Origin of the sequence: Arthrobacter sp. zg-Y1143 (assembly GCF_030125565.1) — a bacterium.
In the GTDB taxonomy this organism is placed as follows: domain Bacteria; phylum Actinomycetota; class Actinomycetes; order Actinomycetales; family Micrococcaceae; genus Arthrobacter_B.
The window spans coordinates 129987-154667 of sequence record NZ_JASKLW010000012.1; the positions used below are offsets into that span (position 1 = coordinate 129987).

Sequence of the window (24681 nt, forward strand, 5' to 3'; positions counted from 1 at the left end):
GTCAGACGGGGCTGGGATAGTGGAAGGTATGGAACGCACGGATACGCACGGCACCCCCTTCAAGTCGGAACAGAATACGGCACAGGACTCGATGCAGGACTCGGCGCAGGACGGGGCGCAGGACCGTGCCCCGGAATCCTCCGCACTGCACGCGGAGGCCGTGGAGTTGCTGCGCGCGCTGGTGGGCAATGATTCCGCGCAGTTCCACCAGGACCAGTTCGAAGCCATCGAAGCGCTGGTGTCCGGCGGCCGTAGGGCCCTGGTGGTCCAGCGCACCGGCTGGGGCAAATCCGCCGTTTACTTTGTGGCCAGCCTGCTGCTGCGCGCCCGCGGGGCCGGACCAACGCTGATTGTGTCCCCGCTGCTGGCCCTGATGCGGGACCAGGTGGCAGCCGCGGCCCGTGCCGGGGTGCGCGCCGAGGCCATCAACTCCGCGAACCAGCTGGAGTGGCAGGACATTTCCGCCAAGCTGGAAGCCGATCAGGTGGATGTGCTGCTGGTCTCCCCGGAACGGCTGAACAACCCCGGGTTCCGGGAACAGCACCTGCCCGAACTGATCCGCCGCTCGGGGCTGCTGGTGATCGACGAAGCGCACTGCATTTCCGACTGGGGCCACGACTTCCGCCCGGACTACCGCCGGATCCGCAGCCTAATTGAGCAGCTGCCCTCCTCCGTGCCGGTCCTGGCCACCACGGCCACCGCCAACAGCCGCGTGGTGAAGGACATCGAGGAGCAGCTGGCCTCCGGCGGCGAAGACGTGTTCACCATCCGCGGTCCGCTGGCGCGGAAAAGCCTGCGGCTGGGGGTACTGCGGCTGCCCAATGCCCGCTCCCGGCTGGGCTGGCTGCTCACCCACCTTGACGACCTGCCCGGCAGCGGCATCATCTACGCCCTGACCGTCTCCGCCGCTGAAGACACCGCCAGGCTGCTGCAGAAGGCCGGCCACCCGGTCCTGGCCTACACCGGGCGGACCGATCCGGCGGACCGGGAGGAAGCCGAAGCGGCCCTGAAGGAGAACCGGGTCAAGGCGCTGGTGGCCACCAGTGCGCTGGGCATGGGCTTTGACAAACCGGACCTGGGGTTTGTCCTGCACCTGGGCGCCCCGTCCTCCCCGGTGGCCTACTACCAGCAAGTGGGACGTGCCGGCCGCGGCACCCCCAATGCCGACGTGCTGCTGCTGCCCGGTGCTGAGGACCGCGACATCTGGCAGTACTTCGCCACCTCCTCCATGCCCGCGGAAGGACCCGCCAGCGCGGTGCTCGCCGAGCTGGCCGGCGGCACGGTGCTTTCCACCGGTGTGCTGGAGACCCGGGTGAACCTTAAGCGCTCGCCGCTCGAGCTGCTGCTGAAGGTCCTGGCCGTGGACGGCGCCGTGGAGAAGGTGTCCGGCGGCTGGCGGGGCACCGGCCAGCCCTGGCATTACGACCGCGAACGCTACGAACGCATTGCCGCCGCCCGGGTACGCGAGCAGCAGGCCATGCTCGATTATGAAAGCACCGCCGGCTGCCGCATGCAGTTCCTCTCCGAACAGCTGGACGATCCGGCAGCGGCGCCGTGCGGGCGCTGCGACAACTGCGCCGGGCGCTGGTTCGCCGACGACGTCGCTGCCGAGGCCACCGAGAACGCCGGCAGCGCGCTGAGCAAAGTGGGCGTGGAAGTGGATCCGCGCGGCATGTACCCCTCCGGCATGGACCGGCTGGGGGTGCCGGTCAAGGGCAAGATCAAACCCGCACAGGCGGTGTCCTCCGGCCGCGCGCTGGCCCGCCTCACGGATCTGGGCTGGGGCGGACGGCTGCGGGAGATCTTCGCTCCCGGCGTCGAGGATGCCCCGGCCGATCCCGCCCTGGTCAACGGCTGCGTGCAGGTGCTGGCGCAGTGGGGCTGGGAGCAGCGGCCCGTGGCCATAGTCAGTGTTCCGTCCCGGTCCCACCCGCAGCTGGTGGACTCCCTGGCCCGCGGCCTGTCCGAGCTGGGCCGGATCCCGTATCTGGGCGCGCTGCTGGCCCCGCACGGCGGGCCCACGGGCGGCCCCGGCGGCAACAGTGCCTTCCGGCTGGCCGCGGTCTGGGACCAGTTTGCTGTTCCGCCCGAGGGCGCAGCCTGGTTCGCGGCCAACCCGGGACCGGTGCTGCTGGTGGACGATTTTGCGGACAGCCGCTGGACCCTGACCGAAGCGGGCCGGGTGCTCCGCGAGGCCGGGGCTGAATCCGTGCTGCCCTTTGTGCTGGCGCTGAAGGCCTAGGCGGGTTGCGGGAATCGGCTAGGGCTGCGCCGCGTAGGACAGATCCAGGTCCCACTGCGTGGCTTCATCCCCGTCCAGCTGCCATACGTACTCGTTCTTGAGCTTGCGCCCGTCGGCGGTGAAGGGGCCGGTCCGGAAGTCGTAGAAGGCCACCGTGGGCAGGGATGAAGCGGGGGAGGTGCGGATGGCGTTGTTGAAGTCCCCGTTCATCCGGCGCAGCTCGGCGAGCACGTGCGGACGGAACCGCTCCGTGTCGAGCGCCCCGGATGCGGTTGCCTGTTCGGTCAGCTGCAGCGCAATGTGCAGCTGGCGGTTGCCGCCGTCGTCCTCATAACTGATGAGCCGGTGGTTTTCCACGGCGTCGAGCAGCGCCGGCTCGTTGTAGATGACGTCCCGCAGGGCATCAGGGGCCACCACGGCCCCGTTGAAGTCCACCGACAGGTCCGAACGGCCGTAGTGGAAAAGCAGTGGCAGGTCCAGCAGCTGCTCGCGCAGCACGTCGTGGAGGCCGTACTCGCGCAGCACCGGCAACAGGTCCCGCACCCGCATCACATGGCCGCGGTCATGGATGTTGTAGCGGATCCGGGGGTTGATGTTCTCCCGCCGGGCAATCGTCACCAGCAGTTCCCCGGCGTCGTTGGTCTCGATCAAATAGCCGTACGGGTTGAACTGGAAGATCATCGGCAGGACGCCGTACTCGTGCTGCTTGGTGATGCGCGCGGCCAGTTCCGGATGCCGGGCCACGGCCTGGCGCAGCGCCACGGAAAAGTCCGTTTCAATGGCCAGGTTGATCTCCAGGTCGGACGCCCCGTAGGAACCAAAGGCACCGTGCGTGTAGCGGTTAATGTGGGCGCGCATGTTCTCGCTGATGCCTTCACCGCCAAAGGCGGCAACTATGTCGTAGTCCTGCCAGTCCAGCCGGGGGTCCTCGAATAGGGCCTTCAGGAAGGGCGGGTAACTGAGGATGATGTAGGTGAAACCCGGGCCGAACTCCCGCATGGTCTGAATGATCTTGTCCTTGTCCGGACCGATCGACTTGATCATCGTGACGTCGGTCAGCGACGAGGTGACGTTCATGCCGGTGGCCCACGCACCCAGGGAGAACGCATTGAGCACGAAGGGCTGCTTGTCCAGCTCGGCGGCGGTCCGGGCAAAGCCCAGCTGCAGCAGCTGCCGGGTGGCCTCGCGCTCGTCGGGACCCCGGACCCAGCTGGTGGGCACCCCTGAGCTGCCCGAGGATTCGTCAACCACCACGCCGCGGCGGGGGAGTTTGCCGCCGATGCAGCGCTCGGCGGTGGTCCACGGGCGGATGTAGCTGTCCTTATCCATTTCCGGGATCTGCGCGAACTCGTCGCAGACCTTGCCGTTGCCGGTGAGCCGGCCCGGGAAGTCCTGCTTGGCCAGGAACTCCCGGTAAGCGGGAACCTTGCGGGCCGCCAGTTCAAAGGTGCGCCACGCCCGCCAGCGGCCCATGGTCCAGCGGAACGATTCGATTCCGGGCAGCAGGAGCAGCTTGTGGGTGGCAACCCGAGGCATAAAGAGGCGCACAAAGCGTTCCTGCAAGGCAACAAAGGAGAAGATCAACAGCTTTTTCACGGATGCAGCTCCTGGACGGGGTCAACGATCATGGCAGAAGCAGGGCGCCGGTGCGCCGGGGGTGGCGGGGTGCTGTGGCCAAACCGGAAGAGCATCCAGGCCATCCGCCCGTTACCCTCGGTTGCTCCTGCAGCTTGTACGAACTCGGTGTGCGAGCGAGGGTTGGTGATAACGGTGCCGAACGGATGCAGGTATACATTCCGGCGGGTGAAACCCAGCCAGATCTGCATAAACGTGCGCCCCGCCGCCACGTAGTCGGCGGGTCCGTTGAAGGGCCCCTCCAACCAGCCCAGCTGGCGCACGCCCCGCATGGTGTTCAGGTAGATCCGGCGGATGAGCGCCCCGATCACCGGTGCTTCCCACAGGCCCCGGTGGTGCATGGCGAAACGCAGCACCGGCCCGGGCATCAGCATGGTTTCCGCACTGAGGCCGTCACCGCTCTCCCGGGCTTCGGCGCGGGAGAAACGCAGCCACGTGAGGATTTCGCGGTGCACGGCGTCTTTGCGCAGATCGTCGAACAGGGTGGCTTGGTTGATGTGCACCACCTTGCGGACGAGGGCGGCGTCGCTGGTGCTGCGGAATTCCTGCCCGTGCCGGCGTGCCGTGGCCTCGGCCTCCTCGACAGCGGCGGGTGCCACCACGGTGTTGTCATACGGCCGGCGGGAGGTCTGCCGTGCCTGGAAGGCCTCGAAGGAGGCCACATCCTCCGCGTCGGGAGGCCGCGGCACCAGGGTGAGGTCACCGATGAGGTGAAGCCGGTCCGCGGCCCCGAAGTCCATGTCATTGTGGTGGAGGTCTTCACGGACGTCATATCCGCGGACCCGCGCGCACACACGGACAGATTCCAGGAAAACCCCTGCGCATACATGGCCGAACGGTATGCCAAAGGACTCCGCGGGCAGCCCCAGGTCCAGGTCGTAGTAGACCGTGGCCTCGGTCGGGCTGCGCAGCTGGATCTTCATCGGCTGTGAGTTGTGCGGTGACGGATATCGGTGGGCGTCCTCAATGATGGCCCCCCATGCATCGGATGCGAACATGCCCACACCATACTGTGAGCTGCCCCATGCCGTGCTTTATTCGGTGGGCGGTTCGGCCAAAACGGCGGCAGCGGGCCGCAGACGCGTCCCGCTGCCGCCGCCGGTCAGAGCCGGGTTTGGCGCTGCGCTACTTGCCGGCGAAGCCCAGCAGTGCCTCGTTGACCTCGGCAGCGTGGGTCCACAGCAGGCCGTGTGGTGCGCCGTCGATCTCCACGTAGTCCGCTTCCGGCACCAGCTTGCGGAACCGGCGGGCAGTGGCGTCGATCGGGAGGATGTTGTCCGCCGTGCCGTGCAGGATCAGCACGGGCTTGCCGCTCTCGCGGACGGCGTCGACGTCGGCGCGGAAGTCTTCGATCCAGGTGGGCACTACCGCGTAGGCGGCAACCGGTGCGCTGCGGGTGGCCACGTTCCAGCTGGCGGTGACGGCCTCCTGGCTGATCCGGCTGCCCAGGTTCTCCTCCAGGTTGTAGAAGTCGGAGAAGAAGTTGGTGTACCAAGCGAAGCGGTCTGCCCGGGCGGCTGCTTCAATCCCGTCGAAGACTTCCTGCGGGACACCTTCGGAATTGTCCTCCCGGGCCACCAGGAACGGTTCGAGGGAGGCGAGGAAGGCAAGCTTGGCGATGCGCTCGGACCCGTGCCGGGAGACATAGCGCGCGAGTTCGCCGGTGCCCATGGAGAACCCGACAAGAATCACATCGTTTAGGTCCAGGGTTTCCAGCACGGTATTCAGATCAGCTGCGAACGTGTCGTAGTCGTAGCCCGAGCCGGCCTTGCTGGACTGGCCGAAGCCACGGCGGTCGTAGGTGATGACGCGGTAGCCGGCGGCGAGCAGTTCGCGGGTCTGGCGCTCCCAGCTGGAGCCGTCCAGCGGGTAACCGTGGATCAGCACAACCGGCTGGCCTGTGCCCTGGTCTTCGTAGTAGAGGTGGGTGGTGGTGCTGTTCTCGGTGCCTGCGGCGATGTAACCCATGATGGACTCCTCTTTTCGGTACCGCGAGAACGATCGTTCTCACGGTGTGAACTAGACAATAGAGAACGTTCGTTCTCGCGTCAAGTAGACTGGAGATATGACGAACGAAGACATTGCGGAGCGCGTCCTTTCGGCAGCCGATGACCTGTACTACCGCAAGGGATTCGCTGCCGTCGGGATGGACGAGCTGCGTACTGCCGCGGGCGTTTCACTACGGCGGCTGTACTCCCTGTATCCGTCGAAGGACGACATTATTTCCGCAGTGCTCCGGCGTAAACACGAGGAATGGGAATCAGCGGTTGAGGCACGCGTAGCCGTGGCAGGGGAGGCCCCGAGAGAGCGGCTGCTGGCCGTCTACGACTACCTGCAGGACTGGTTCTGTACCGGGAATTTCCGCGGCTGCGCGTTCATCAACGCCTTCGGTGAACTGGGCGGGACCAATCCTGCCGTGGCCGCACTCGCACGGGAACACAAGCAATCCTTCCAGCGGTACATGGCCGGCCTGGCCCGGGACCTCGGCGCCACGGAAACCCTGGGGGCACAGCTGGCGATCCTGGCCGAAGGGGCCCAGAGCACGGCTGCCATAGCGGGGGATTCCGCAGCCGCGGTGCAGGCCCGTGCCGCCGCGGAAGTCCTGATCGACGCCGCCCTGCGGCCTGCCGCCTGACTGTTCCGCTCTACGGCCGGGGTTCCGGCGGGGCACCAGGCCGGGGCATGCTAGATTTCCCGGAACCCCGGTATCCAACCGGGCCGCAGACCGGGGGACGGCATGGCCGCAGCATCTAACACGCGCATCGTCACGGCAGGCACAGCGGATGCGCGTCCGGCGGACCGACGGGCGGGCCGGCACCTGTCCGCAGCGACCGGAATAGGCGCGCTGCTGGGCACGGCCTGGCAGCTTGCCGGGGCCGGCAGGCTGCCCTTCCTCCCGCAGAACTGGGCCGGTACGCAACTGATGAGTTTCGGCGCCGGCATCCTGGCCGCGGCACTGCTTCTCGCCGCCTGGTTCCTCACCGCCCGGGCGGAAACCCGGCAGGGCATCCGGGTTCAGCGGGGAGCCATGGCCGCACTGGCTGCACTGGCCGTCCTGTGCATTCCCTTTACGCCGGACCTGGTCTTCAGCCCGGTGTTCGGCGGAGCGCTGATTCTCCTGGCCCTGCGTACGCGGGAGGCACTGACCGCCGCGCTCGGCCTGACGGCACTGGCTGCCGCCGTGGTCCTGGCATTTTGCCCGTCCCTGACCGGCGCGGCACTCATCCCGGCCCTCACCGCGGCGGCCGCCGTCGCCGTCGTTGTGCGGCTAGGAAGCACCCGTGACGAGCCGCGCCGGGACCGTGCCGGCTACTCCCCGCGGTAGACCGGCGGGCGGCGCTCAGCGAACGCGGCGGTGGCCTCGCCGAAGTCGCGGCTGGCCAGGAACGCGGTGTTCCAGACCTGGACATAGTCCAGGCCGTCCTGCACCGGTCCCTGCGTCCGCCGGTTCATCACCTGTTTGACGCCCTGCACTACCAGCGGGGGATTGGCCGCCACAGCGGCGGCCAGTTCACGGCCGCGTGCGACGACGTCGTCCGCCAGTTCCGTGACCAGCCCCAGTGCATAGGCGCGGGCGGCATCAAAGTCCTCGCCGGTCAGGGCCAGGTGCCGGGTGGCTCCCTCGCCGATGATGGCCGGCAGCCGCTGCAGGGAGCCCAGATCCGCAACAATGGCCACTTTGACCTCCCGTACGCTGAACCGTGCGGCAGGGGAGGAAATGCGGATGTCCGCTGCCGCAATCACGTCAATGGCGCCGCCAATGCACCAGCCGTCCACTGCGGCAATGACGGGCTTGGCGCAGCGGGCCAGCGAGCTCACCGAGTCCTGGAGGGCCTTGATCCGGCGGCGGAAATCCTCGCGCAGTTTCGCGTCCATCCCGCCGGCAGCCAGCATCGGGGCGAAGACCGGGGCCATGGCCGGGAGGTCCAGGCCGTAACTGAACGTGCCGCCGGAACCGTAGAGCAGCACGGACCGGACGCCGTCGTTGGTGCTCAGCGCATCAAACACCTCGGGCAGTTCGGTCCAGAAGTCCGGCCCCATGGCGTTTCCCTTGGACGGGCCGATCAGCTGCACTTCCGCCACCCCGTCCCGGATATCGACTCGGAGGGACCGTAACTGGGTGGTGGTGCTGGCTGTCATGGCATCTCCGTTGATAGGCCGTGGCTGTGGTGAACGTCAATATACCGGCCGTTTTAAGGCGCGGAGAAAGCGAAGCTAGGATCGAGGTATGGAGCTCGCGGTGATTCTTCTTTTTGTCCTCTCAATAGCAGTTGTCAGCGCGCTGGTGGGCAGGATCCAGAAGCGCCGGGCAGCTGAAGCTCCGGGCGGCGACGGGGACAGTACCGGCAAGACCCGGCCTGCAGCGCAGCGTCCCGCCCGGCCCCGTTCCACGGCGGAAACCGGCACCTCCCCCCAGGCGGCCAAGGAAGCGGCGTCGCTGCTGAACGCGGCCCAGCACCAGCAGGTGTACGCCGCGCTGGCGCAGGGCCAGCCCGTGAAGGCACTGAAGCTTTACGCACAGTTCACCGGCGCCGGCATCCGCGCCTCGGGGGCCGCCATCCAGAACATGGCCGCCCACCCGCAGCCGTACGTGCGGCCGATCCCGGAGACCGACGGGAAGCCTGCACCGAGCGCCGAAAACCCGACGCCGGCGGCGAAGCCGGATGAGCTGCAGGAAGAAGAAATCAGCAAGTGGGCGCAGCAGCTGCGCCCCGAGGACTTCCTCAAACCCTGAGGTTCAGCGGTTTTTAGCGGCCGCCCTCGAGTAGCCGGGCGCGCTGGTTCAACCCGTCCGGGCCGTACGGATAGTTGCCCACCTGCGGCATGCTCAGCTCGGTCAGCCGCTGGGTTTCCTCCTGCGTGAGCGTCAGGAAAGCCGCGCCCAGATTGTCGGCCAGCTGGTCCGTGGTGCGGGCGCCCAGAATCACGGACGTCACCCCTGGGCGGTCCGCCAGCCAGGCCAGTGCCACCTGTGCCGGCGTCGCCTGGTGCACCTGGGCGACGGCGCGCAGCTCGTCGATAATCCGCCAGGTCCGCTCGTTGTGGCTGCGCAGGTCCCAGCCCTGGAACTGCCGGGTAGGGTTGTCGCCCACCCGGGTGTTGCCGGCGGGCACCGTTTCGCGGTCATACTTGCCGGTCAGCCAGCCGCCTGCCAGCGGCGACCAGGGCAGCAGGCCCAGGCCGGCGTCGAGCGCTGCCGGAACAATTTCGGACTCGATTTCCCGCTCCAGCAGGTTGTACTGCGGCTGCAGCGTAACCGGCAGTTCCCAGCCGTGCTCCCGGGCCGTGTAAACCGCCTTGGTGAGCTGCCAGCCGGTGAAGTTGGACAACCCGTAGTAACTGATTTTCCCGGCCGTTACCGCGTCCTGGAGGAAACCCAGGGTTTCCTCCAGCGGCGTGTAGGGGTCCCACGCGTGCAGTTGGTAGAGGTCCACATGGTCCACCCCCAGCCGGGTCAGGGAATCCTCCAGCGCGCGGCGCAGGTGCCGGCGGGACGTGCCCAGGTCATTGGCGCCGGCCCCCATCGGGAACCGGCCCTTGGTGGCGAGTACGACGTCGGCGGCGGCGCGGGGATTGGCATGCAGCCAGCGGCCGATGATTTCTTCGGAGGCGCCGGAGGTGTACACATCAGCGGTGTCCACGAAGTTGCCGCCGGCGTTGACGTAGTCGTTGAGGATGGCGTGTGAAGCCCGTTCGTCGGACTCGTTGCCAAAGGTCATGGTGCCCAGCGCATAGTTGCTGACTGCGGTGCCGCTGCGGCCCAGAAGACGCATTTCCATGGAGACTTCCTTCACGGTAGGGGGTGGCTGCCAGCTTATCCGCGGGGCCGGTCCGAGGGCAGTGCGGCGAACAACAACGAATCACGGCGCGCTCCGTTGACTTTCTTATGCGCCCGCAGCCTGCCCTCGAAGACAAAGCCGTTCTTCTCCAGCACACGCACCGAACCGGTGTTTTCCGGATGGCAGGTGGCTTCCACCCGCTCCAACCCCATGGGTCCGAATGCGTGGGCCAGCAGCAGGCCGGCGGTTTCGGTGCCGATGCCCCGGCCCCACATGTCCTGGTGCAGGGTGTAGCCGAGCTCGCCGGTGCTGTCGGCGGCACTTTTTCCCCAAACACCGGCGGTGCCGACCACTCGGTCCTCGACCAGTACGGCGAGGGTAAATAGGTTCCGCCCGGGCTGGCCGGCTTCAGCGGCGGCTGCGGCGATAAAGGCGCGGGTTTCGGCAAGCGTGTTCGGTCCCCAGGTGGACCACTGAGTGACCGTAGGGTCGGACGTGAAGGCGTGCACGGCGTCGAGGTCGCCCGGCTCAATATCCCGCAGGGTGACGCGCGGGCCTTGGAGCCGAATGCTGTTGTTGGTCACAGAGGCGAATCTACCCGACCGCGGCGCTGTCATTTGTCCGGAAGCGCTGGGGGATAAAACCGGCATCTTGGGGGATAGACGCAAAAAGTCCCCCGGAAAACCGGGGGACTAGTGGCGGAGACGGGGAGATTTGAACTCCCGGTGGGCTTTAGGCCCACACTTCATTAGCAGTGAAGCCCATTCGGCCGCTCTGGCACGTCTCCAACATGCGTCAAACCTGCAGATTTAACCTGCATATCCAGCATGGCCCGCAGCTTCCGCTGCCAGCCTGACAAGACTACCGGCAACTTGCCGGTTAGGGCAAAACGCCTCAGCCAAGTCCGCCGGTGAGCGCTTCCCAGAGAAATTCGTAGGACCTGGCGTGCATCCGGGCGGACTGCCGGTTGTCCGCCGCACCGGCGTGGCCGCCCTCCAGCGACTCGTGGAACCAGACGTTGTCCACGCCCAGCGCCTTCATCCGGGCGGCCATTTTGCGGGCCTGCACCGGCCCCACCCGGTCATCGCTGGTGGCGGTCCAGATCAGGGCGGGAGGGTAATCCGCGTCTTCCTTCAGCAGGTGGTAGGGGGAGAACGTCTTTACAAAGTCCCACTGCTCGGGATCGTCCGGATCGCCGTATTCGGCAATCCAGGAGTATCCGGCGGAAAGCTTGGTGTAGCGGCGCATGTCCAGCAGCGGCACGCCGCAGGAGACGGCGCCGAACAGGTGCGGATAGGTGGTGAGCATGTTGCCCACCAGCAGGCCGCCATTGCTGCGGCCCGTGCAGCCCAGGTGCTCCCGTGACGTCACGCCGCGGGCCACGAGGTCCTGCGCGACGGCGGCGAAGTCCTCATACGCCCGGTGCCGGTTTTCCTGCAGGGCGGCACGGTGCCAGGCCGGACCGTATTCCCCGCCCCCGCGGATGTTCGCCAGCACGTACACGCCCCGGCGTTCGGCTCCGCCGGCATCCGTGGTGCGCCGCTCCAGCCACCCGCGGCCCACTACGCCGCTGTAGGCCGGGGTGAGCGAAGCTTCGAACCCGCCGTACCCGTTGAGCAAGGTGGGGTTGCCGCCGTCGAGCACCAGGTCCTCCGGGCCCACCTGGAAGTACGGCACGCGGGTGCCGTCTGCGGATACGGCAAAGTGCTGCTCCACCGCGAGCCCGGTGGTGTCGAAGAACGCCGGCGAGGATTTTACGGCAACCGCCTCAGAGCCGGCCTCCCCGCCGACGGGCAGGGTGCCGCGGGACATGGTGGACGGGGTCAGGAACCCGGTGCTGACCAGCCAGTAGTCATTGCCGGCTTCCTCATCCTCGTCGTCCACCGCAAAGGCGTCCACGGCGTGCAGCGGCGGGCAGGCATCCAGGATTTCCGCGGTCCACCCGTCAGCCGGGTCCAGCACCAGGATCTCGGAGCTGACATCGCGCAGCACATTCAGCAGCAGCCGGTCCCGGGTCCAGCTCCAGGACTGCAGTGCGGCGGCGGCATCCGGGGTGAAGATCCGGTGCACCCGCCGGGTTCCGCCGGTGAAGTCCGCCAGCGACGCGGCCAGCAGGGACCCGGCCGGGTGGGTCTCGCCGTCGAGCTCCCAGTCATTGCGCGGGCGCAGCAGCAGCCACTGCCGGTGCACGTCCACAGTGACATCCAGGGGCACGTCCAGCTGCACCCACTCGCCGCCTTCGCGCAGGAAGGTGCGGCTGTTGTAGAAATCGATGATGTCCACGGCAATGTCGCGCTCGAAACCGGGTGTCTGGTCACGCTGCACCACCGCCATCATGTGGTCTTCGGGGACCTCGAAGTACGGTTCGGCGTCCTGCAGCTCCTGCCCCCGGCGCAGGACCCGGCTGGTGCGGGGGTAGGACGAGGTGGTCATGGAACCCGGACCGAAGTCCGTGCCCACGTACAGACTGTCCTCACCGGCCCAGCTGATGCGGCTTTTGGCTGCGGGAATGTCGAAGCCGCCGGGCACAAAGGCCTTCTCGACGACGTCGAACTCCCGGTACCGGGAGGCGTCACCGCCGTCGGGGGAGAGGACCACCAAGGCACGGCGGTAGGAGGTGCCGTCCGCGGGACGCAGGAACCGGGCGCCGGCCCACACCCATTCGGTGCCCTCGGCGGCGCTGAGCGCGTCCAGGTCCAGCAGCACCTCCCACTCGGTGTCCGCAGCGGTGTAGCTCTCCCACGTGGTGCGGCGCCAGAGGCCCTTGGGGTGCCCGGCGTCACGCCAGAAGTTGTAGTAGTACCCACCCCGCTTGGACACCATGGGAATGCGGTCCGTGGAGTCCAGGACTTCCAGCAGCCGCTCCTGCGTCCGCTCGAAACCGGTGCGGGACAGGAGATCCTCGGTGATGCTGTTCTCGGACCGCACCCAGTCCAGCTGCTTGTCTCCGTAGATGTCCTCCAGCCAAAGGAACTCGTCGGTCTCTGCGGAATCCACGTTGCGGTTTGCCGGTGTCATGGGCCCCATCCTAGTTCCCGGCCGGCCCCGGCCAGCCCCGGCTGGCTCAGCCGGGGCATAGAGGGACTCTCCCTGCCGATACCCTAGATGCATGGATCACACGCAGAGTTTCCGGGTAGCTGTTATCGGCGCAGGCCCGCGCGGACTCTCCGTGGTGGACCGCCTGCTCAGCCGCCGCCGTGCCGCTGGGACGCCGGGACCGCTGACTATTGAGCTGATTGATCCGTTTAATCCCGGCCCCGGGCATGTGTGGCGGACCGGGCAGTCCCGGCTGTTCCTGATGAACACGCCGGCGCTGTTCCCCACCGTGGTGCCGGCCGGAGACACTGTTCGGGACCTGCTGCCCTCCCCGGCGGGGCTGTCCTTTAACCAGTGGCGTGAACTGATGTCCGCCGGCACCCGCGCCGCCGCCGGCCTTCCGGCCGGTGACCGTGCCGAGCTGGCGTCCCTGGGCCCGGCGGATTTTCCCAGCAGGGCACTATACGGACGGTACCTGGAGTGGACCTACGGGCAGCTGCAGGAAACGGCCGCTGCGGACGGAGTGGAACTGACCCACCGGCGAACCGAAGCCCTGGGCGTAACCCGGGCGGCGGACGGACGACTGGTGGTGGAAGTGGAGGGCCGGGAGGTTCTGGCCGCTGACGCCGTCGTCCTGGCCGTGGGCCACCTGCCGGCGCTGCTGTCCGCAGAGCAGGCCCGGCTGCAGGACGCCGCCGAGCGGCACGGCCTTACCTACCTGCCGCCTGCGGTTCCCGCCGACGTCGACTTCTCCCGCCTGCCCGCCGGTGAGCCGGTGCTGATCCGCGGACTCGGCCTGAACTTCTTCGACGTGATGGCGGCGGTGACACTGGGCCGCGGCGGCCGGTTCGTGCCCACCGGCCTGCCCGCCGGGCGCGCGCTGAGGTATGAGCCCTCAGGCCGGGAACCGAAGCTGGTAGCCGCCTCCCGACGCGGCACGCCCTACCGCGCCAAGGCCCGGCTGGAGTCCTACATTCCCCACAGCATCCGGCTGCGTTGGTTCACCCGCGAAACCGCGCTCGCGTTCCGTGCGGACGGACTGTTGCCGGGCTTCGACCACGACCTGTGGCCGCTGCTGCACCGCGATGCCGTGTGGGCGTACTACTCCACGCTGGCCCGGGTGGCCGGCACGGAGCTCCGGGGGGAGCCCTCAGCCTTCCTGGGCGACCTCGAAGCAGCGCTGTACCTGCCGGGTCCGGAGTGGGACGCGGCGAAGGAAGCCGTGTTGGACCGCTACGTGCCCGCGGACCGGCGGACAAACCTCGAAGCACTGGCCCAGCCGCTGGGACGGCGTCCGTTCGCGGGCGCCCAGGACCTCGACGACGCCGTCCTCGCATACCTTGAAGAGGACGCCGCCGGTTCCGCCGCCGGTGAGGACGATCCGCTGAAGATGGCCATCGGTGCCCTGAACGCCGGGCGGACCCTGCTCAAGTCGGTAGTGGCCGACGGCGGGCTTGCCGAAGCATCATGGCTTGCGGAACTGCGCGGCTGGTTCGAGCCGCTGGTGGAAGGCCTCGCAAGCGGCCCGCCGCCGGAACGGATTGAGCAGCTGGCCGCCCTGACCCGCGCAGGAGTGGTGCATTTTGTGGGCCCGGATCCGCGGTTCGACGTGGACGAGGCAAGGGGTGTGTTCACCGCATCCTCGCCCTGGGTCGGTACCGAGTACGCCGGACGCACGCTCATGGAGGCCATGATGCCGCCCAACCGGGTAGACCGCAGCGTTTCGCCATTGCTGGCCGGGCTCATCCGGGACGGCCTGGCCCGGCCAAAGGTCATGATGTCCGCGGACGGCACCCCCGTGCTAACCCCCGGCCTGGACGTCACTATGCCGCCCTACCGGACAGTGGGCGTCAGCGGCGAACCGGTGGAGAACCTCTTTGTGCTGGGCCTGCAGCTGTCCTCGGTGCAGTGGGGCACGGCCATCGCGGCCGAAGCGGGGTCATCCGCCGCGGAAGGCTCGCGCACGCTGCAGGATGCCGACGACATTGCTGCCGCAGTGCTGGCAGCCGCATCCGGTGTGCGGCGGGAGGGGGCTGGACGGGACGACGCCGGGCGTGCCGCCGTGCCCCTGCCAAGCTCTTAGTTCCGCCTCGTCCGGAACCCCGCCGCTGGGTCGGTCAGTCCCGGTGACTCCGGGTCGAAACGACGGCGGCCCCGCACCGGAAAGGTGCAGGGCCGCCGTCGTTAGGCGTGTGTTCCGCTTAGAACGGGTACTCGCGCGGAGCGTGCTGGACGCTGATGGAGTGGTCGGTGGTGAACTCGTCAATGGCCCACTCGCCGTTGAACCGGCCGAGGCCGGAGTTCTTCTCGCCGCCGAAGGCAATGTGCGCCTCGTCCTGGACCGGGAAATCGTTGACGTGGGTCATGCCGGCCTTGATGCGGCGGGCGAAGCTAACACCCGTCTCCAGGTTGGAGGTGAACACGGCGCTGGACAGGCCCAGATCCGTGTCGTTGGCCAGAGCCAGCGCATCCTCGGCGTCCTTGGCGCGCATGATGCCCGCAATGGGACCGAAGATCTCCTCGCGTGCCAGTTCCATGTCCTTGGTGACGTCGGCGAAGACGGTCGGGGACAGCACCTGGCCGCGAACCTGGCCTTCGAGCACCAGGCGGGCGCCTTCGGACTTGGCGGTCTCAATCTTGGTCTTCAGGCCGTCAAGCTGCTTGGCGTTGATGATCGGGCCCACCACGTTCTTCGGGTCGGTCGGATCGCCGGCGTTCAGCGTCTTCACGTGTGCGGTGAACTTCTCCACGAACTCGTCGTAGACGGCGTCTTCAACGATGATCCGGTTCACTGCCATGCAGATCTGTCCCTGGTGCAGGAACTTGCCCATGGCGGCGGCACGGACTGCCTGGTCCACGTCGGCGTCGGCGAGGACAACAAACGGGCTGTTGCCGCCGAGCTCCAGCGCCGTGTACTTCAGGGTGGCGCCGGTGGCGGCCAGGGCGCCGATGTTCTTGCCCACCGGGGTGGAACCGGTGAAGGAGATCATGCGCGGGGTGGGGTGCTCCACAAACGCGTCGCCGATTTCGGAGCCGGCGCCGACGACGGCGCTCAGCACGCCGGCGGGCAGGCCCGCCTCTTCGAAGATCTTGGCAATGATCAGTGCACCGGTGACAGGGGTGTCACTGGCCGGCTTCAGCACCACGGCGTTGCCCAGGGCCAGCGCCGGGGCCACGGAGCGCTGGGAAAGGTGCAGCGGGAAGTTCCAGGGGCTGATCACGCCGACGACGCCGAGGGGGCCGCGGTAGACCCGCAGCTCCTTGTTGGGGGTGTTGGAGTCCATGATCTTGCCCGAGACACGGTGCGGGAAGGTGGACGCCTCACGGGTGATTGCAGCCGCGGAAGCAACTTCAATGTTGGCCTTAATCATGGTGCTGCCGGACTCGGCGTTGAGCCAGGCAACGATTTCATCGCGGCGCTCGTCGAAGATTTCGGCAGCGCGGGCAATCACGGCGCGGCGCTCATTGGGGGTCCGGGCCGCCCAGTCCTTCTGCGCTTCCTCGGCGGCGGCGTACGCGTCGTCGAGGTCCTCGCGGGAGGCCTGCTGCATGGTCAGCAGCTGGGATCCGTCGAAGGGGTTGGTGTCGGTGAGTACCTTTTCAGAGCGTCCGTCCCGCCACTGGCCGCCAATGAACTGCTTGGCGGGAATCCAATCGGTGAGGGCCGGGGAGGTTGCTTCGAGCTGCGTTGTCATGATTTCTCCTTGATTAATCTTGACGTGTGTTGGTGATGGTAACGCCGGTATATGCCCGTTCCATTCCCGAACCCGGGGGCTCCGCCAGGTCAAGACAAAAATTTAGTAAGCAGTCTGTCTTTTCTGGCTGCAGACGCTTACCGTAGCCATACCGGGGGTACTTCTGTAGATATTTCTGTCACTGAGGAAGTTCCAGCGGGAAGGACACAGCTCATGAGCACAGGTGCCAGCGCGGCGGGAGACCGCGCACGGGGATCCGGGACCGGACCGGACCGGCCTCAAGCAGGGCAGCGGCCGCGGGCAGGGGCGAACCCAGCGCCGGACGGACTCCGGACCGGCGCGGACGGCGAAGCGGACACCAGCAGACAGGGTGTGGTTGAGCGGGAAAAGGCCAGTTTCGGCGGTGTGAAGATCGGCTCGGCCTTTTTCGGCTGGCTTACCGCCATCGGCACCACGGTGTTGCTCAGCGCGCTGGCAACAGCATTCGGCGCGGTGCTTGTGGCCAACAACAACGACGCCGCATCCGCTGACTCCACCACGGTGAGCGTGGCCGGGACCATTACCTTGCTGGTGATTCTCTTCATCGCCTACTACTGCGGTGGCTATGTGGCAGGCCGGATGGCCCGGTTCAACGGCATCAAACAGGGAATTGCGGTGTGGGTGTGGGCCGTCGTCATCGCCATCGTCGCGGCGATTATTGCCGCCATTGCCGGCAACGAGTTCAACATTCTCGTCCAGCTCAACGGCTTCCCACAGATCCCGGAGATCGGCGGCAACGCCACGGCATCGGTGATTATCGCCGCGATCATTGCCGCGGCAGTGGCACTGCTCGGGGCCATCCTGGGCGGCCTGGGCGGCATGCGCTTCCACCGCCGCGTGGATAAGGCGGGGCTCGGCGACTAACGCAACAGACTAAGTCTCGAGGGGGCCGGGGAATACACAACAGCACCAGCGCTTTCCGCGCAGAAACCGGAGACAACTGTGATCACCACCGAACAGATCGACATCATCCTGAACAAGGGCACCGTTGAAGGGCCCAACGGAGAAAAGATCGGCTCCGCCAGTGAGGTCTACCTGGATGACGAAACCGGGCAGCCGGCCTGGGTCACCACCAAGACCGGGCTTTTCGGTTCGTCCGAAACCTTTGTCCCGCTGGCTGAAGCCACCCTCGAGGGATCCGTGGTTCACGTGCCCTATTCCAAGAGCATGATCAAAGATGCTCCCCGGGTGGATGAGGACGGACACATCAGCGAGCAGGAACAGGACGAGCTTTACAGCTACTACTCCATCGGTACGTCTTCCGGCGGAACCGGCAGATCGGGAACGGACACTTCGAGGACCGCCGGAACGTCGGGGACCACGTCAGGGACCACGTCAGGGACAACGTCAGGGACCACCACGACGTCGGGCACCAGCGGCAACTTTGCGGATTCCAACCCCGGTCAGCATGCCCCCAAGGTGGGCCACGATACCTCCGGTCCCACAACCGATGACGCGATGACCCGGTCCGAGGAGCAGCTGCACGTGGGCAAGCAGAGCCGGGAATCCGGCCGGGCCCGCCTGCGCAAGTACGTCACCACCGAAAACGTCACCAAGACGGTCCCGGTGAGCCACGAGGAAGCCAGGATCCAGCGCGAGCCCATCACCGATGCCAACCGTGATGCTGCGATGGACGGACCGGCTATCAGCGAAGAGGAGCACGAGGTGACGCTGCACGCCGAAGAGCCGGTTGTGGATAAGAAGACCGTCCCGGTGGAGCGTGTCCGGCTGGATACCGAAACCGTCACCGATGAGGCAACGGTGAGCGAAGACGTGAGCAAGGAAGAAATAGAGATGGAGGGCGAAGGCGGTTCCTCCGGCAAGGACCGGCGCCGCCGTTCCTGACACCGGCGGGTGCCAACCCGAAAGCGGCAGCCGCGCCGGCTGCCGCTTTCGGTGTTTTCGGGGCTCCGATCAGCCCGGGGCTCCGATCAGCCGCCGGTTCCGGGATGGCGGGCGAGCCAGCGATCCAGCAGATCGGCAAATTCGCTGCTGTTCTGCTCGGGCCACCAATGGCCGGCGTCTACCTCCACCGTCTCCACCCCGGGGAAGCGTTCCTGCAGCCCGGAAACCAGCTTCGGCGAGAGGAACGGGTCCTTCAACGGGACCACCACCTGAACCGGGCCGGCATAGCGTTCCTCCGGCGGACGGGCGGCGGTAAACATGTTGGCCCGGTATAACTGCAGTCCGCGGGCGGCGTTGTCACCGATGCGCCGGCCCGCGGATTTTTCATACCGCGGCGTCAGGACGTACTTCCACGCGGCCTCGGGCAGGACCGGCAGTTGGAAAGCCGCCACATAGCTGCTGCGCAGCGCCTGGTTCAGCGCCTCGGGCCATAGCCGGGAACGCAGCCGCACTTTCAGCCAGTGCCGGAAATGGGCCAGATCAGGCCCGGAGATGCTGGTGTAACTGAGGATCCGGTCCGCGGCACGGGGATCGGAGATGGCAGCCCAGCCCTGGATGGACCCCCAGTCATGCCCGACCAGGTGAACCGGCCCGGTTCCGGTTGCGGCCAGGACGGCATACAAGTCGTCCACCAATGCCGGCAGGCGGTAGGGGGAGAGCCCGGAAGCGGCGCCGTCGTCCACCCGGGAGGCACCGGCGTTGCGGGTGTCATAGGTGATGACGTGCCGTCCGGCGGCCAGCCGCCGCACTGCGGCGTCAAAAACCAGGTGGTCGTCGGGATATCCGTGCACCAGCAGCACGCTCGGGGACCCGGGCGACGGCGGCGGACCGTACTCGTACACCGCGAGCTCCGCATCGCCGCTGCGCACTGTGCGGTGCCGTTCCGGCGGAAAGTCCTGGCGGTGGTCCATGTGCCTTCTCCTGTTCCAGCCGTTGTCACGGCCTGCACGGAACCCCACCATAACGGCAGAAGCGCCGCCCCGGGTAAGGGGACGGCGCTTCTGGTTTACGGCCGCCGGGTCATGCCCGGGCGGTTACCGCCGCCCGGTCAGGCACAGGATGTACTGCGCCAGCTCGTAGGCGTACCGTGCCCAGCCGCGCACGTCCCACCAGTGCTTGGGCGCCACCGGTGCCTTGCAGACCGGGGCGGGAGCAGCGGCTTTCTCCACGGTGACCGGGAGGGTCACCGTGGTGCCGGACTCAGCTGCCGTGAGGACGAGCCGGCCGGCCCCGGACGCCGACGCCGGAATGGTCACCGTTACGGCAGCGGATCCTGCGGAGACCGGAACGGTGCCCAGGGCGGTGGCCGTGCCGGCCGCGTCGACAAAGCTGACCGCCAGTGAGGTGTTGGCGGGGCTGCCCAGCGAGGTCAGGTTCAGCTGCGACACCGTAAAGCTCACGGCCGAACCGGCCTTTGCCGTAGCCGGTGCGCCCTTGACCGCTACGCCCTGCCGGGCGAAGTCGGGAGAGAGCGGGCTGTTGGCCGAGATATAGCTGATCCAGGCGTCACGGTCCACCAGGCCGGTATCCCGGGTGTTTGTGCCTTCCCGGAAGACCGTGAAGTTGTCACCGCCCTGCGCCAGGAAACTGAAGGTCCCCACCCGGTAGTCGCGGGCCGGATCCATGGCGGCGCCGTTAATGGTGACGCTCTGGATCCGGGAACCGCGCGGCTGGTCCGGATCGAAGGTGTACGTGATGTTGTCGGAGAGTCCCAGGGCCAGGAAAGCCCGCGAGCTGCCCTCGGGCTGCCACTGCTGTTCAAGCATCGTTTTCAGCTGGGCACCGGTGAGAGTGGTGGTCCAGAGGTTGTTGACGAACGGCAGGACGGCATTGGCCTCGGCATAGGTGATTACTCCGTCGGGCCCGTAGTAGAGCTCGGCGCGCAGTCCGCCCGGGTTGGTGACGCCGATTTCGGCGCCGCCTCGTTCGGGTGCGGAGAGCGTGGACAGCAGCGAGTCTGCCACCAGCCCGCCGAGGGTCGACTCGGAACTGCGGTCGTCGCGGGCAGTGCCCACGAAGGCGGTGGTGATGTCCGCGGTGACGGATCCAACGGGCTGGTTGCCCACCTCGGCCGAGTACGCCAGGGCTGCGTCGACAATCCGCTTCACCTCGGCGACAGCCGGATAGGCGGCGACCAGGTCCGCCGGGGCCGTTTTGGTGCGGGCCACGTTGGCTGCCGAGTAGGACATGACCTCATCAGTGCCGGCGTTGTATTCGAGCTTGATCTGGCCGATGAACTCGCCGTAGGAGCCGGTCTGCACCACCGGACGGGTCTTGCCGTCCGCACCGGGGACGGGGGCGTCCCAGGCGTACTGCTTATGGGTGTGGCCGGTGTAAATGGCATCCACCAGCGGCGTGGTTTCGTTGACAATTTCAGCGAATGCGCCGCCTTCCCCGAGTTCCTGCTCCAGGGTGGCGCCGTCGGGGGTGCCGCTGCCGGCGCCCTCGTGGTACTCGGCCACGATCACATCGGCCAGGTCCTGCTCCACCAGCTGCGCGGCCACACGGTTCACGGCCTCAACCGGATCACCGAAGTCCAGGTTGCTGATGCCGCCGGGGCTGACCAAGCTGGCGGTTTCCTGGGTGATGGCGCCGATGACGGCCACCTTCACGCCGTTGACGTCAAGGATCTCGTACTCCTGCAACGCGGGAGTGGTAGTGCCCTTGGTGTAGACGTTGGCGCCCAGATAAGGGAACCGGGCGGCCGGGGCCACGCGCCCGGTCAGGTCCGCGAAGCCGCCGTCGAACTCGTGGTTGCCCACTGCCGAGGCCCGCAGCCCGAGGGCGTTGAGGACGTCAATGGTCGGCTGGTCCTGCTGCACCGAGGAGGCGAACAGGGACGCACCGATGTTGTCTCCCGCGGAGAGGAACAGTGAACTGCCGGCAGGCGCACCAGCCTTCAGTTCCTCCACGGTTCCGGCAAACGGCACCGTGTTGGCGTCGATCCGGCCGTGGAAATCGTTGATGTTCAACAGGTTCAGCGTGGCGGTGCCGGTACCTTCGGGAGTGAGGTCCATGCCCACGAGAATCGGGTCATGATCCGAGGACCGGTAAGGATCCGGTGCGTAGAAGTTGGTGGCGTTGTAGTTGTAGCGGCTGTATTCCAGCGCCACGGATTCCACCGAGTTGATGTTCCAGATGTCGGTGCCGGTGACGGCGTCGCTGGCCGCCGGGGAAGCCAGGACGTGGTCCAGGCTGCCGACCGTGCCGCCGAACGCGTAGGAATGCTTGCCGGTGGCGGCACCAAGATCAACGTAGCCGGCGTCGGCCAGCACCTTGATGGGGTCTTCCGCGTGGTAGGCGTTGAAGTCGCCCAGCAGGAAGACCTTGTCAGTTCCGGCGGCCTCGGATGCAGTTGCGGCAAAGGCCACCAGGGCCTGCGCCTGGCGGACGCGGTCCGCGTTCCAGCCGCCCTGCCCGGTGTCGGCATTCTCGCCCGAGGACGGTGCGGAGCCCTTGGACTTGAAGTGGTTGGAAACAGCCAGGATTTCGGTGCCCTCTTCGCCGCCGGCGGGCCGGAAGGCCTGGGCCAGCGGTTCACGGGCGTTGGAGAAGACGGTTTCGTCATCGAGGATGGTGGATTCGCCCACGGGCTCGGCCGTTGCGGTGCGGAAGATAAACGCGGTGCGGATGACATCTTCGTCGGCCGGCAGATCGGCAGGGGAGCGGACGTAGTCCCACGTTCCCGGCGCCTGCGCATTGAGGGCAGCGACGAGGCGGGAAAGTGCCTCGTCGCGGTCCTTGCCGAAGGTGGCGGAGTTCTCCACCTCCATCAGCGAAACCACGTCTGCGCCCAGGGCGTTGATGGCGGCCACGATTTTGGCCTGCTGGCGTTCCAGGTTGGCCGCATTGGCGGCACCGCGGACGTCGCAGCCTCCTTGGACGGTGACGGGTGCGCCGGCGCGGTCCTTGTAGAAGGTGCAGCCGGGCACCGTGTCGCCGGTGGTGGTGAAGTAGTTCAGCACGTTGAAGGAGGCGAGCTTCAGGTTGCCGCCCACGCTCTGGGGTGCCGGTGTGCGGGTGTTCTCGAACGACGCCGGCTGGACCGTGGCCGCATTGGCGGGGGTCAGCTCCGTAAGCGGCTGGAACTTCCAGCCGCTGTTGCGGTAGTCCAGGATCACGCCGGTGCTGAAGGTGGCTGCAGCGCCCACCCGGACCGGGTTCTCCGGGGTTAGGTACGGGAGCGGCTTGCCCTGGTTGGCGGCGTTGAGGAAGTTGGTGCTGGCGCCGTCGTCGAGCTTGACGGCACGGGCAGTGTTATCCGCGACGACGGCGGCGTGCTCGGGAGTGCCGACGGCGGCCACTGCGGTGGGCTGGACCAGCGCGGTGTCGCCGGCGGCCAGGCCGATCTCCGCGTACTGGTTCAGGGAGAAATTGTCCGTGACGGTGAAGTTGCCCTGGGGTGCCAGCAGCATGCCTTCGAGGGTTTCGCGCTGTGCTTCGGCGGCGGGCCAGGCCACTGCCGCAGGCTTGACCTCGGGTGCCGCTTCGCTGAGCTTGGTCAGGGCGCCCGCAGCGACGGTGAGCTGGGTCAGCCCGTTGTACTCGCCAACGGTGCCGGTGACCTCCACGTACTCTCCGGCGGCAACCTGTCCGGCCGTGGCCGCCGAGAAGACGAAAATGCCGTCTGAGGCGGTGTGTGCAGCGGGATCAAGGTCTCCGCCGGTCCCGGGAGTCTGGATGTAGTACCCGTTGAAGCCGCCGGTGGGATAAACGCCGGTGACCTTGCCGCGGGTCGTCACGGTTTGGCCGATCAGCGGACTGGCCTCCCCGGTGCCTTGAATCGCGGCGATCGGCACGGTCCCGGCTCCGGGAGTGCCCGGCGTCGTGGGCGTGGGCGTGGGTGTAGGCGTGGGGGTCGGCTCGGTGGGGACGGAACCGGCGGTGGAGGTGGGGGTGACCGAGGCGTTCAGCGTGAAGTCAGCGGCATTGTTGTTTGAATCCGCAAAACCGGTGCGGTTCAGCGACTTCGGGTCTGAGTTGCCTGCCGGTGCCGCGGCGGCGGCCGTTTCGAACGTGTTGGAGGTGCCGTATCCGAGCAGGTCCACCACCCCGGGCGCCCCGGTGACCGAGCCGGTGGGGAGCGGATCCACGCGGGTGCCCTGGTTCGAGAGGATCAGGGTGCCGCCTCCGCCGCCGAAACTGGCGCCGATGGTGGCGTCGGCAGTGGGCAGGGGTGCTCCGGTGGTGCCGTTGCTCGCGCCGGAGACCAGATAGTAGCCGCCCGGTGCGATGGTGCCCGAGAGGGTGCCGATGCCGGTGGGGGCGGTTGTGGTGCCGGCTGCGCGGTACTGCAGGGACCAGCCGTCCAGGCTGACGGGTTCGCTGCCGGGGTTGTAGAGCTCCACGAACTTGGTGTTGAAGGGGGCGTTGGCGCTGCCGCCGGACAGGTACGCCTCGTTAATAATGATGCCGGGAGCGGCGGGATCGCCGCCCTCCTCGGCGTAGGCCGGGAACGCGGTCAGCGGCGCGGCGAGCAGGCCGGCTGAGAGGGTTGTTCCCAGCACAGCCTTCCGGATTGAAGGTCTCATGCCTCATACTCCTTGGTCGGCCGTGGCGGCCGACGGGTTATGGCCGCGCCCAGGGGCGGCGGCAAGGGGTGCGCAAGTGATGGCGAACAGTGGTGATCAGGTAACGGGTGCGGTTGTACGGAGATGACGCTAAACGGTGCAGGTTACGTACAGATGACCGGAGGGTGACGTGCTGCGCTGCACGTCACCCAAGTTCTGCCAAACCCCCCGGAAAAGCAGAAAAGTGATCGCCAGCACAGTGTACGGGGTGGCACCCCCACTACTTGCCAACCGGTCCCGGACGTAACAAAAGGGCACTGCCGGCCCCAGAGGCCGGCAGTGCCCTTTCAGTTAACGCGAAAGGTGGTTGCCCTAGCGGCTCGAACCCTTGTAGGACTCGGAGACCTCGGGGCCGTTGGCGGCACCGAGGGTGCAGGTGATGTCCCGGTCATCGTTCTTCCAGGAATCCTCGGTGGGAACAATGTAGGAGGCTTCCAGCTCCGACAGGTCGAAAGACGTGCCTACGTAGCCCTGGAACTCTTCGGCGCAAAGTTCCTGCGCCTTCGCCTCCAGCTCGGATACGCCTGGGTAGTCACCCTCAGCCTGTTCCTCGACAGCGAAAACTTCCTGCTTGTGTGCCTCTTCGCACTCGACCACGTCAACGTCGAAGATTTCCCGGGTTTCGGAGTCCGGTTCCGGAGCGGAGAAGCAGTCTCCAACTTCCAGGCTGCCCGGGGCCGTGCCGCCGGAGCAGCCAGCCAACAGTCCGGCAAAAATAATCGGAAGTGCCAGACGGCGAAGCCGCGCTGTGGTGCTCATATGTATCTCCTGTGGAACTA

At 67.1% G+C, this 24681-nt stretch carries 18 protein-coding genes and 1 tRNA gene; 7 read left to right on the plus strand and 12 right to left on the minus strand.

Annotated features, from left to right (window positions below; genetic code table 11):
- Window positions 1–91 precede the first annotated feature (91 nt).
- Window positions 92–2242, plus strand: coding sequence for a RecQ family ATP-dependent DNA helicase (locus QNN98_RS13870; protein WP_283998018.1), 2151 nt, complete (start codon window positions 92–94; stop codon window positions 2240–2242).
- Between the two features lie 18 nt (window positions 2243–2260).
- Here the strand turns inward: QNN98_RS13870 and QNN98_RS13875 are convergent, their stop codons facing one another.
- The 3 genes from QNN98_RS13875 to QNN98_RS13885 all read right to left on the minus strand — a co-directional run bounded on the left by QNN98_RS13875 (window position 2261) and on the right by QNN98_RS13885 (window position 5845).
- A complete protein-coding gene (locus QNN98_RS13875; protein WP_283997906.1) occupies window positions 2261–3838 on the minus strand; it encodes a phenylacetate--CoA ligase family protein in 1578 nt (525 codons plus the stop codon).
- Window positions 3835–4875 carry a nitroreductase family protein gene (locus QNN98_RS13880; protein WP_283997907.1) on the minus strand — a complete coding sequence of 347 codons (1041 nt, stop codon included), beginning with the start codon at window positions 4873–4875 and terminating at the stop codon, window positions 3835–3837. The genes QNN98_RS13875 and QNN98_RS13880 overlap by 4 nt, the downstream gene beginning before the upstream one ends.
- 127 nt (window positions 4876–5002) lie before the next feature.
- The gene (locus QNN98_RS13885; RefSeq protein WP_283997908.1) at window positions 5003–5845 is read right to left on the minus strand and encodes an alpha/beta fold hydrolase; all 843 of its coding nucleotides are present in this window, start codon (window positions 5843–5845) and stop codon (window positions 5003–5005) included.
- Between the two features lie 97 nt (window positions 5846–5942).
- On the opposite strand from QNN98_RS13885, the gene QNN98_RS13890 reads away from it, so the two are divergent.
- A complete protein-coding gene (locus tag QNN98_RS13890; RefSeq protein WP_227913217.1) occupies window positions 5943–6512 on the plus strand; it encodes a TetR/AcrR family transcriptional regulator in 570 nt (189 codons plus the stop codon).
- 102 nt (window positions 6513–6614) lie between these two features.
- Window positions 6615–7202 (plus strand): hypothetical protein, encoded by a 588-nt coding sequence (locus tag QNN98_RS13895; protein ID WP_283997909.1) that lies wholly within the window; start codon window positions 6615–6617, stop codon window positions 7200–7202.
- On the opposite strand, the gene QNN98_RS13900 is transcribed toward QNN98_RS13895, so the two are convergent.
- A complete protein-coding gene (locus QNN98_RS13900; protein ID WP_227913221.1) occupies window positions 7187–8017 on the minus strand; it encodes a crotonase/enoyl-CoA hydratase family protein in 831 nt (276 codons plus the stop codon). The genes QNN98_RS13895 and QNN98_RS13900 overlap by 16 nt on opposite strands.
- Window positions 8018–8105: 88 nt before the next feature.
- On the opposite strand from QNN98_RS13900, the gene QNN98_RS13905 reads away from it, so the two are divergent.
- Window positions 8106–8612, plus strand: coding sequence for a hypothetical protein (locus QNN98_RS13905; RefSeq protein ID WP_283997910.1), 507 nt, complete (start codon window positions 8106–8108; stop codon window positions 8610–8612).
- 13 nt (window positions 8613–8625) lie between these two features.
- Here the strand turns inward: QNN98_RS13905 and QNN98_RS13910 are convergent, their stop codons facing one another.
- From QNN98_RS13910 to QNN98_RS13925, 4 genes are all read right to left on the minus strand, one after another.
- Window positions 8626–9657: an aldo/keto reductase gene (locus tag QNN98_RS13910; RefSeq protein WP_283997911.1), complete on the minus strand. Its 1032-nt coding sequence runs from the start codon at window positions 9655–9657 to the stop codon at window positions 8626–8628.
- Window positions 9658–9692: 35 nt separating this feature from the next.
- The gene (locus QNN98_RS13915; RefSeq protein ID WP_283997912.1) at window positions 9693–10241 is read right to left on the minus strand and encodes a GNAT family N-acetyltransferase; all 549 of its coding nucleotides are present in this window, start codon (window positions 10239–10241) and stop codon (window positions 9693–9695) included.
- A gap of 112 nt (window positions 10242–10353) precedes the next feature.
- A tRNA-Ser gene (locus QNN98_RS13920) sits at window positions 10354–10444 on the minus strand.
- A 107-nt stretch (window positions 10445–10551) separates the two neighbouring features.
- Window positions 10552–12675, minus strand: a complete 2124-nt coding sequence (locus QNN98_RS13925) for a prolyl oligopeptidase family serine peptidase (RefSeq protein ID WP_283997913.1) — start codon at window positions 12673–12675, stop codon at window positions 10552–10554.
- A gap of 91 nt (window positions 12676–12766) precedes the next feature.
- Between QNN98_RS13925 and QNN98_RS13930 the strand changes: the two genes are divergently transcribed.
- Entirely contained in the window at window positions 12767–14776 is a 2010-nt protein-coding gene (locus tag QNN98_RS13930) for an FAD/NAD(P)-binding protein (protein WP_283997914.1), read from the plus strand.
- A gap of 118 nt (window positions 14777–14894) precedes the next feature.
- On the opposite strand, the gene QNN98_RS13935 is transcribed toward QNN98_RS13930, so the two are convergent.
- Window positions 14895–16388 carry an aldehyde dehydrogenase family protein gene (locus QNN98_RS13935; protein ID WP_283997916.1) on the minus strand — a complete coding sequence of 498 codons (1494 nt, stop codon included), beginning with the start codon at window positions 16386–16388 and terminating at the stop codon, window positions 14895–14897.
- A gap of 213 nt (window positions 16389–16601) precedes the next feature.
- On the opposite strand from QNN98_RS13935, the gene QNN98_RS13940 reads away from it, so the two are divergent.
- Together QNN98_RS13940 and QNN98_RS13945 are read left to right on the plus strand one after the other, a co-directional pair.
- The gene (locus QNN98_RS13940) at window positions 16602–17291 is read left to right on the plus strand and encodes a hypothetical protein (protein ID WP_227913234.1); all 690 of its coding nucleotides are present in this window, start codon (window positions 16602–16604) and stop codon (window positions 17289–17291) included.
- Between the two features lie 78 nt (window positions 17292–17369).
- Entirely contained in the window at window positions 17370–18272 is a 903-nt protein-coding gene (locus QNN98_RS13945) for a DUF2382 domain-containing protein (RefSeq protein ID WP_283997918.1), read from the plus strand.
- Between the two features lie 86 nt (window positions 18273–18358).
- Here QNN98_RS13945 and QNN98_RS13950 read toward each other — a convergent pair whose 3' ends face one another.
- From QNN98_RS13950 to QNN98_RS13960, 3 genes are all read right to left on the minus strand, one after another.
- Window positions 18359–19243 (minus strand): alpha/beta fold hydrolase, encoded by an 885-nt coding sequence (locus QNN98_RS13950; RefSeq protein WP_283997920.1) that lies wholly within the window; start codon window positions 19241–19243, stop codon window positions 18359–18361.
- A 123-nt stretch (window positions 19244–19366) separates the two neighbouring features.
- On the minus strand, window positions 19367–23863 hold the full coding sequence (locus QNN98_RS13955) for an ExeM/NucH family extracellular endonuclease (RefSeq protein WP_283997922.1): 4497 nt from the start codon (window positions 23861–23863) through the stop codon (window positions 19367–19369).
- Between the two features lie 351 nt (window positions 23864–24214).
- A complete protein-coding gene (locus tag QNN98_RS13960) occupies window positions 24215–24661 on the minus strand; it encodes a septum formation family protein (protein WP_227913241.1) in 447 nt (148 codons plus the stop codon).
- Window positions 24662–24681: the final 20 nt, after the last annotated feature.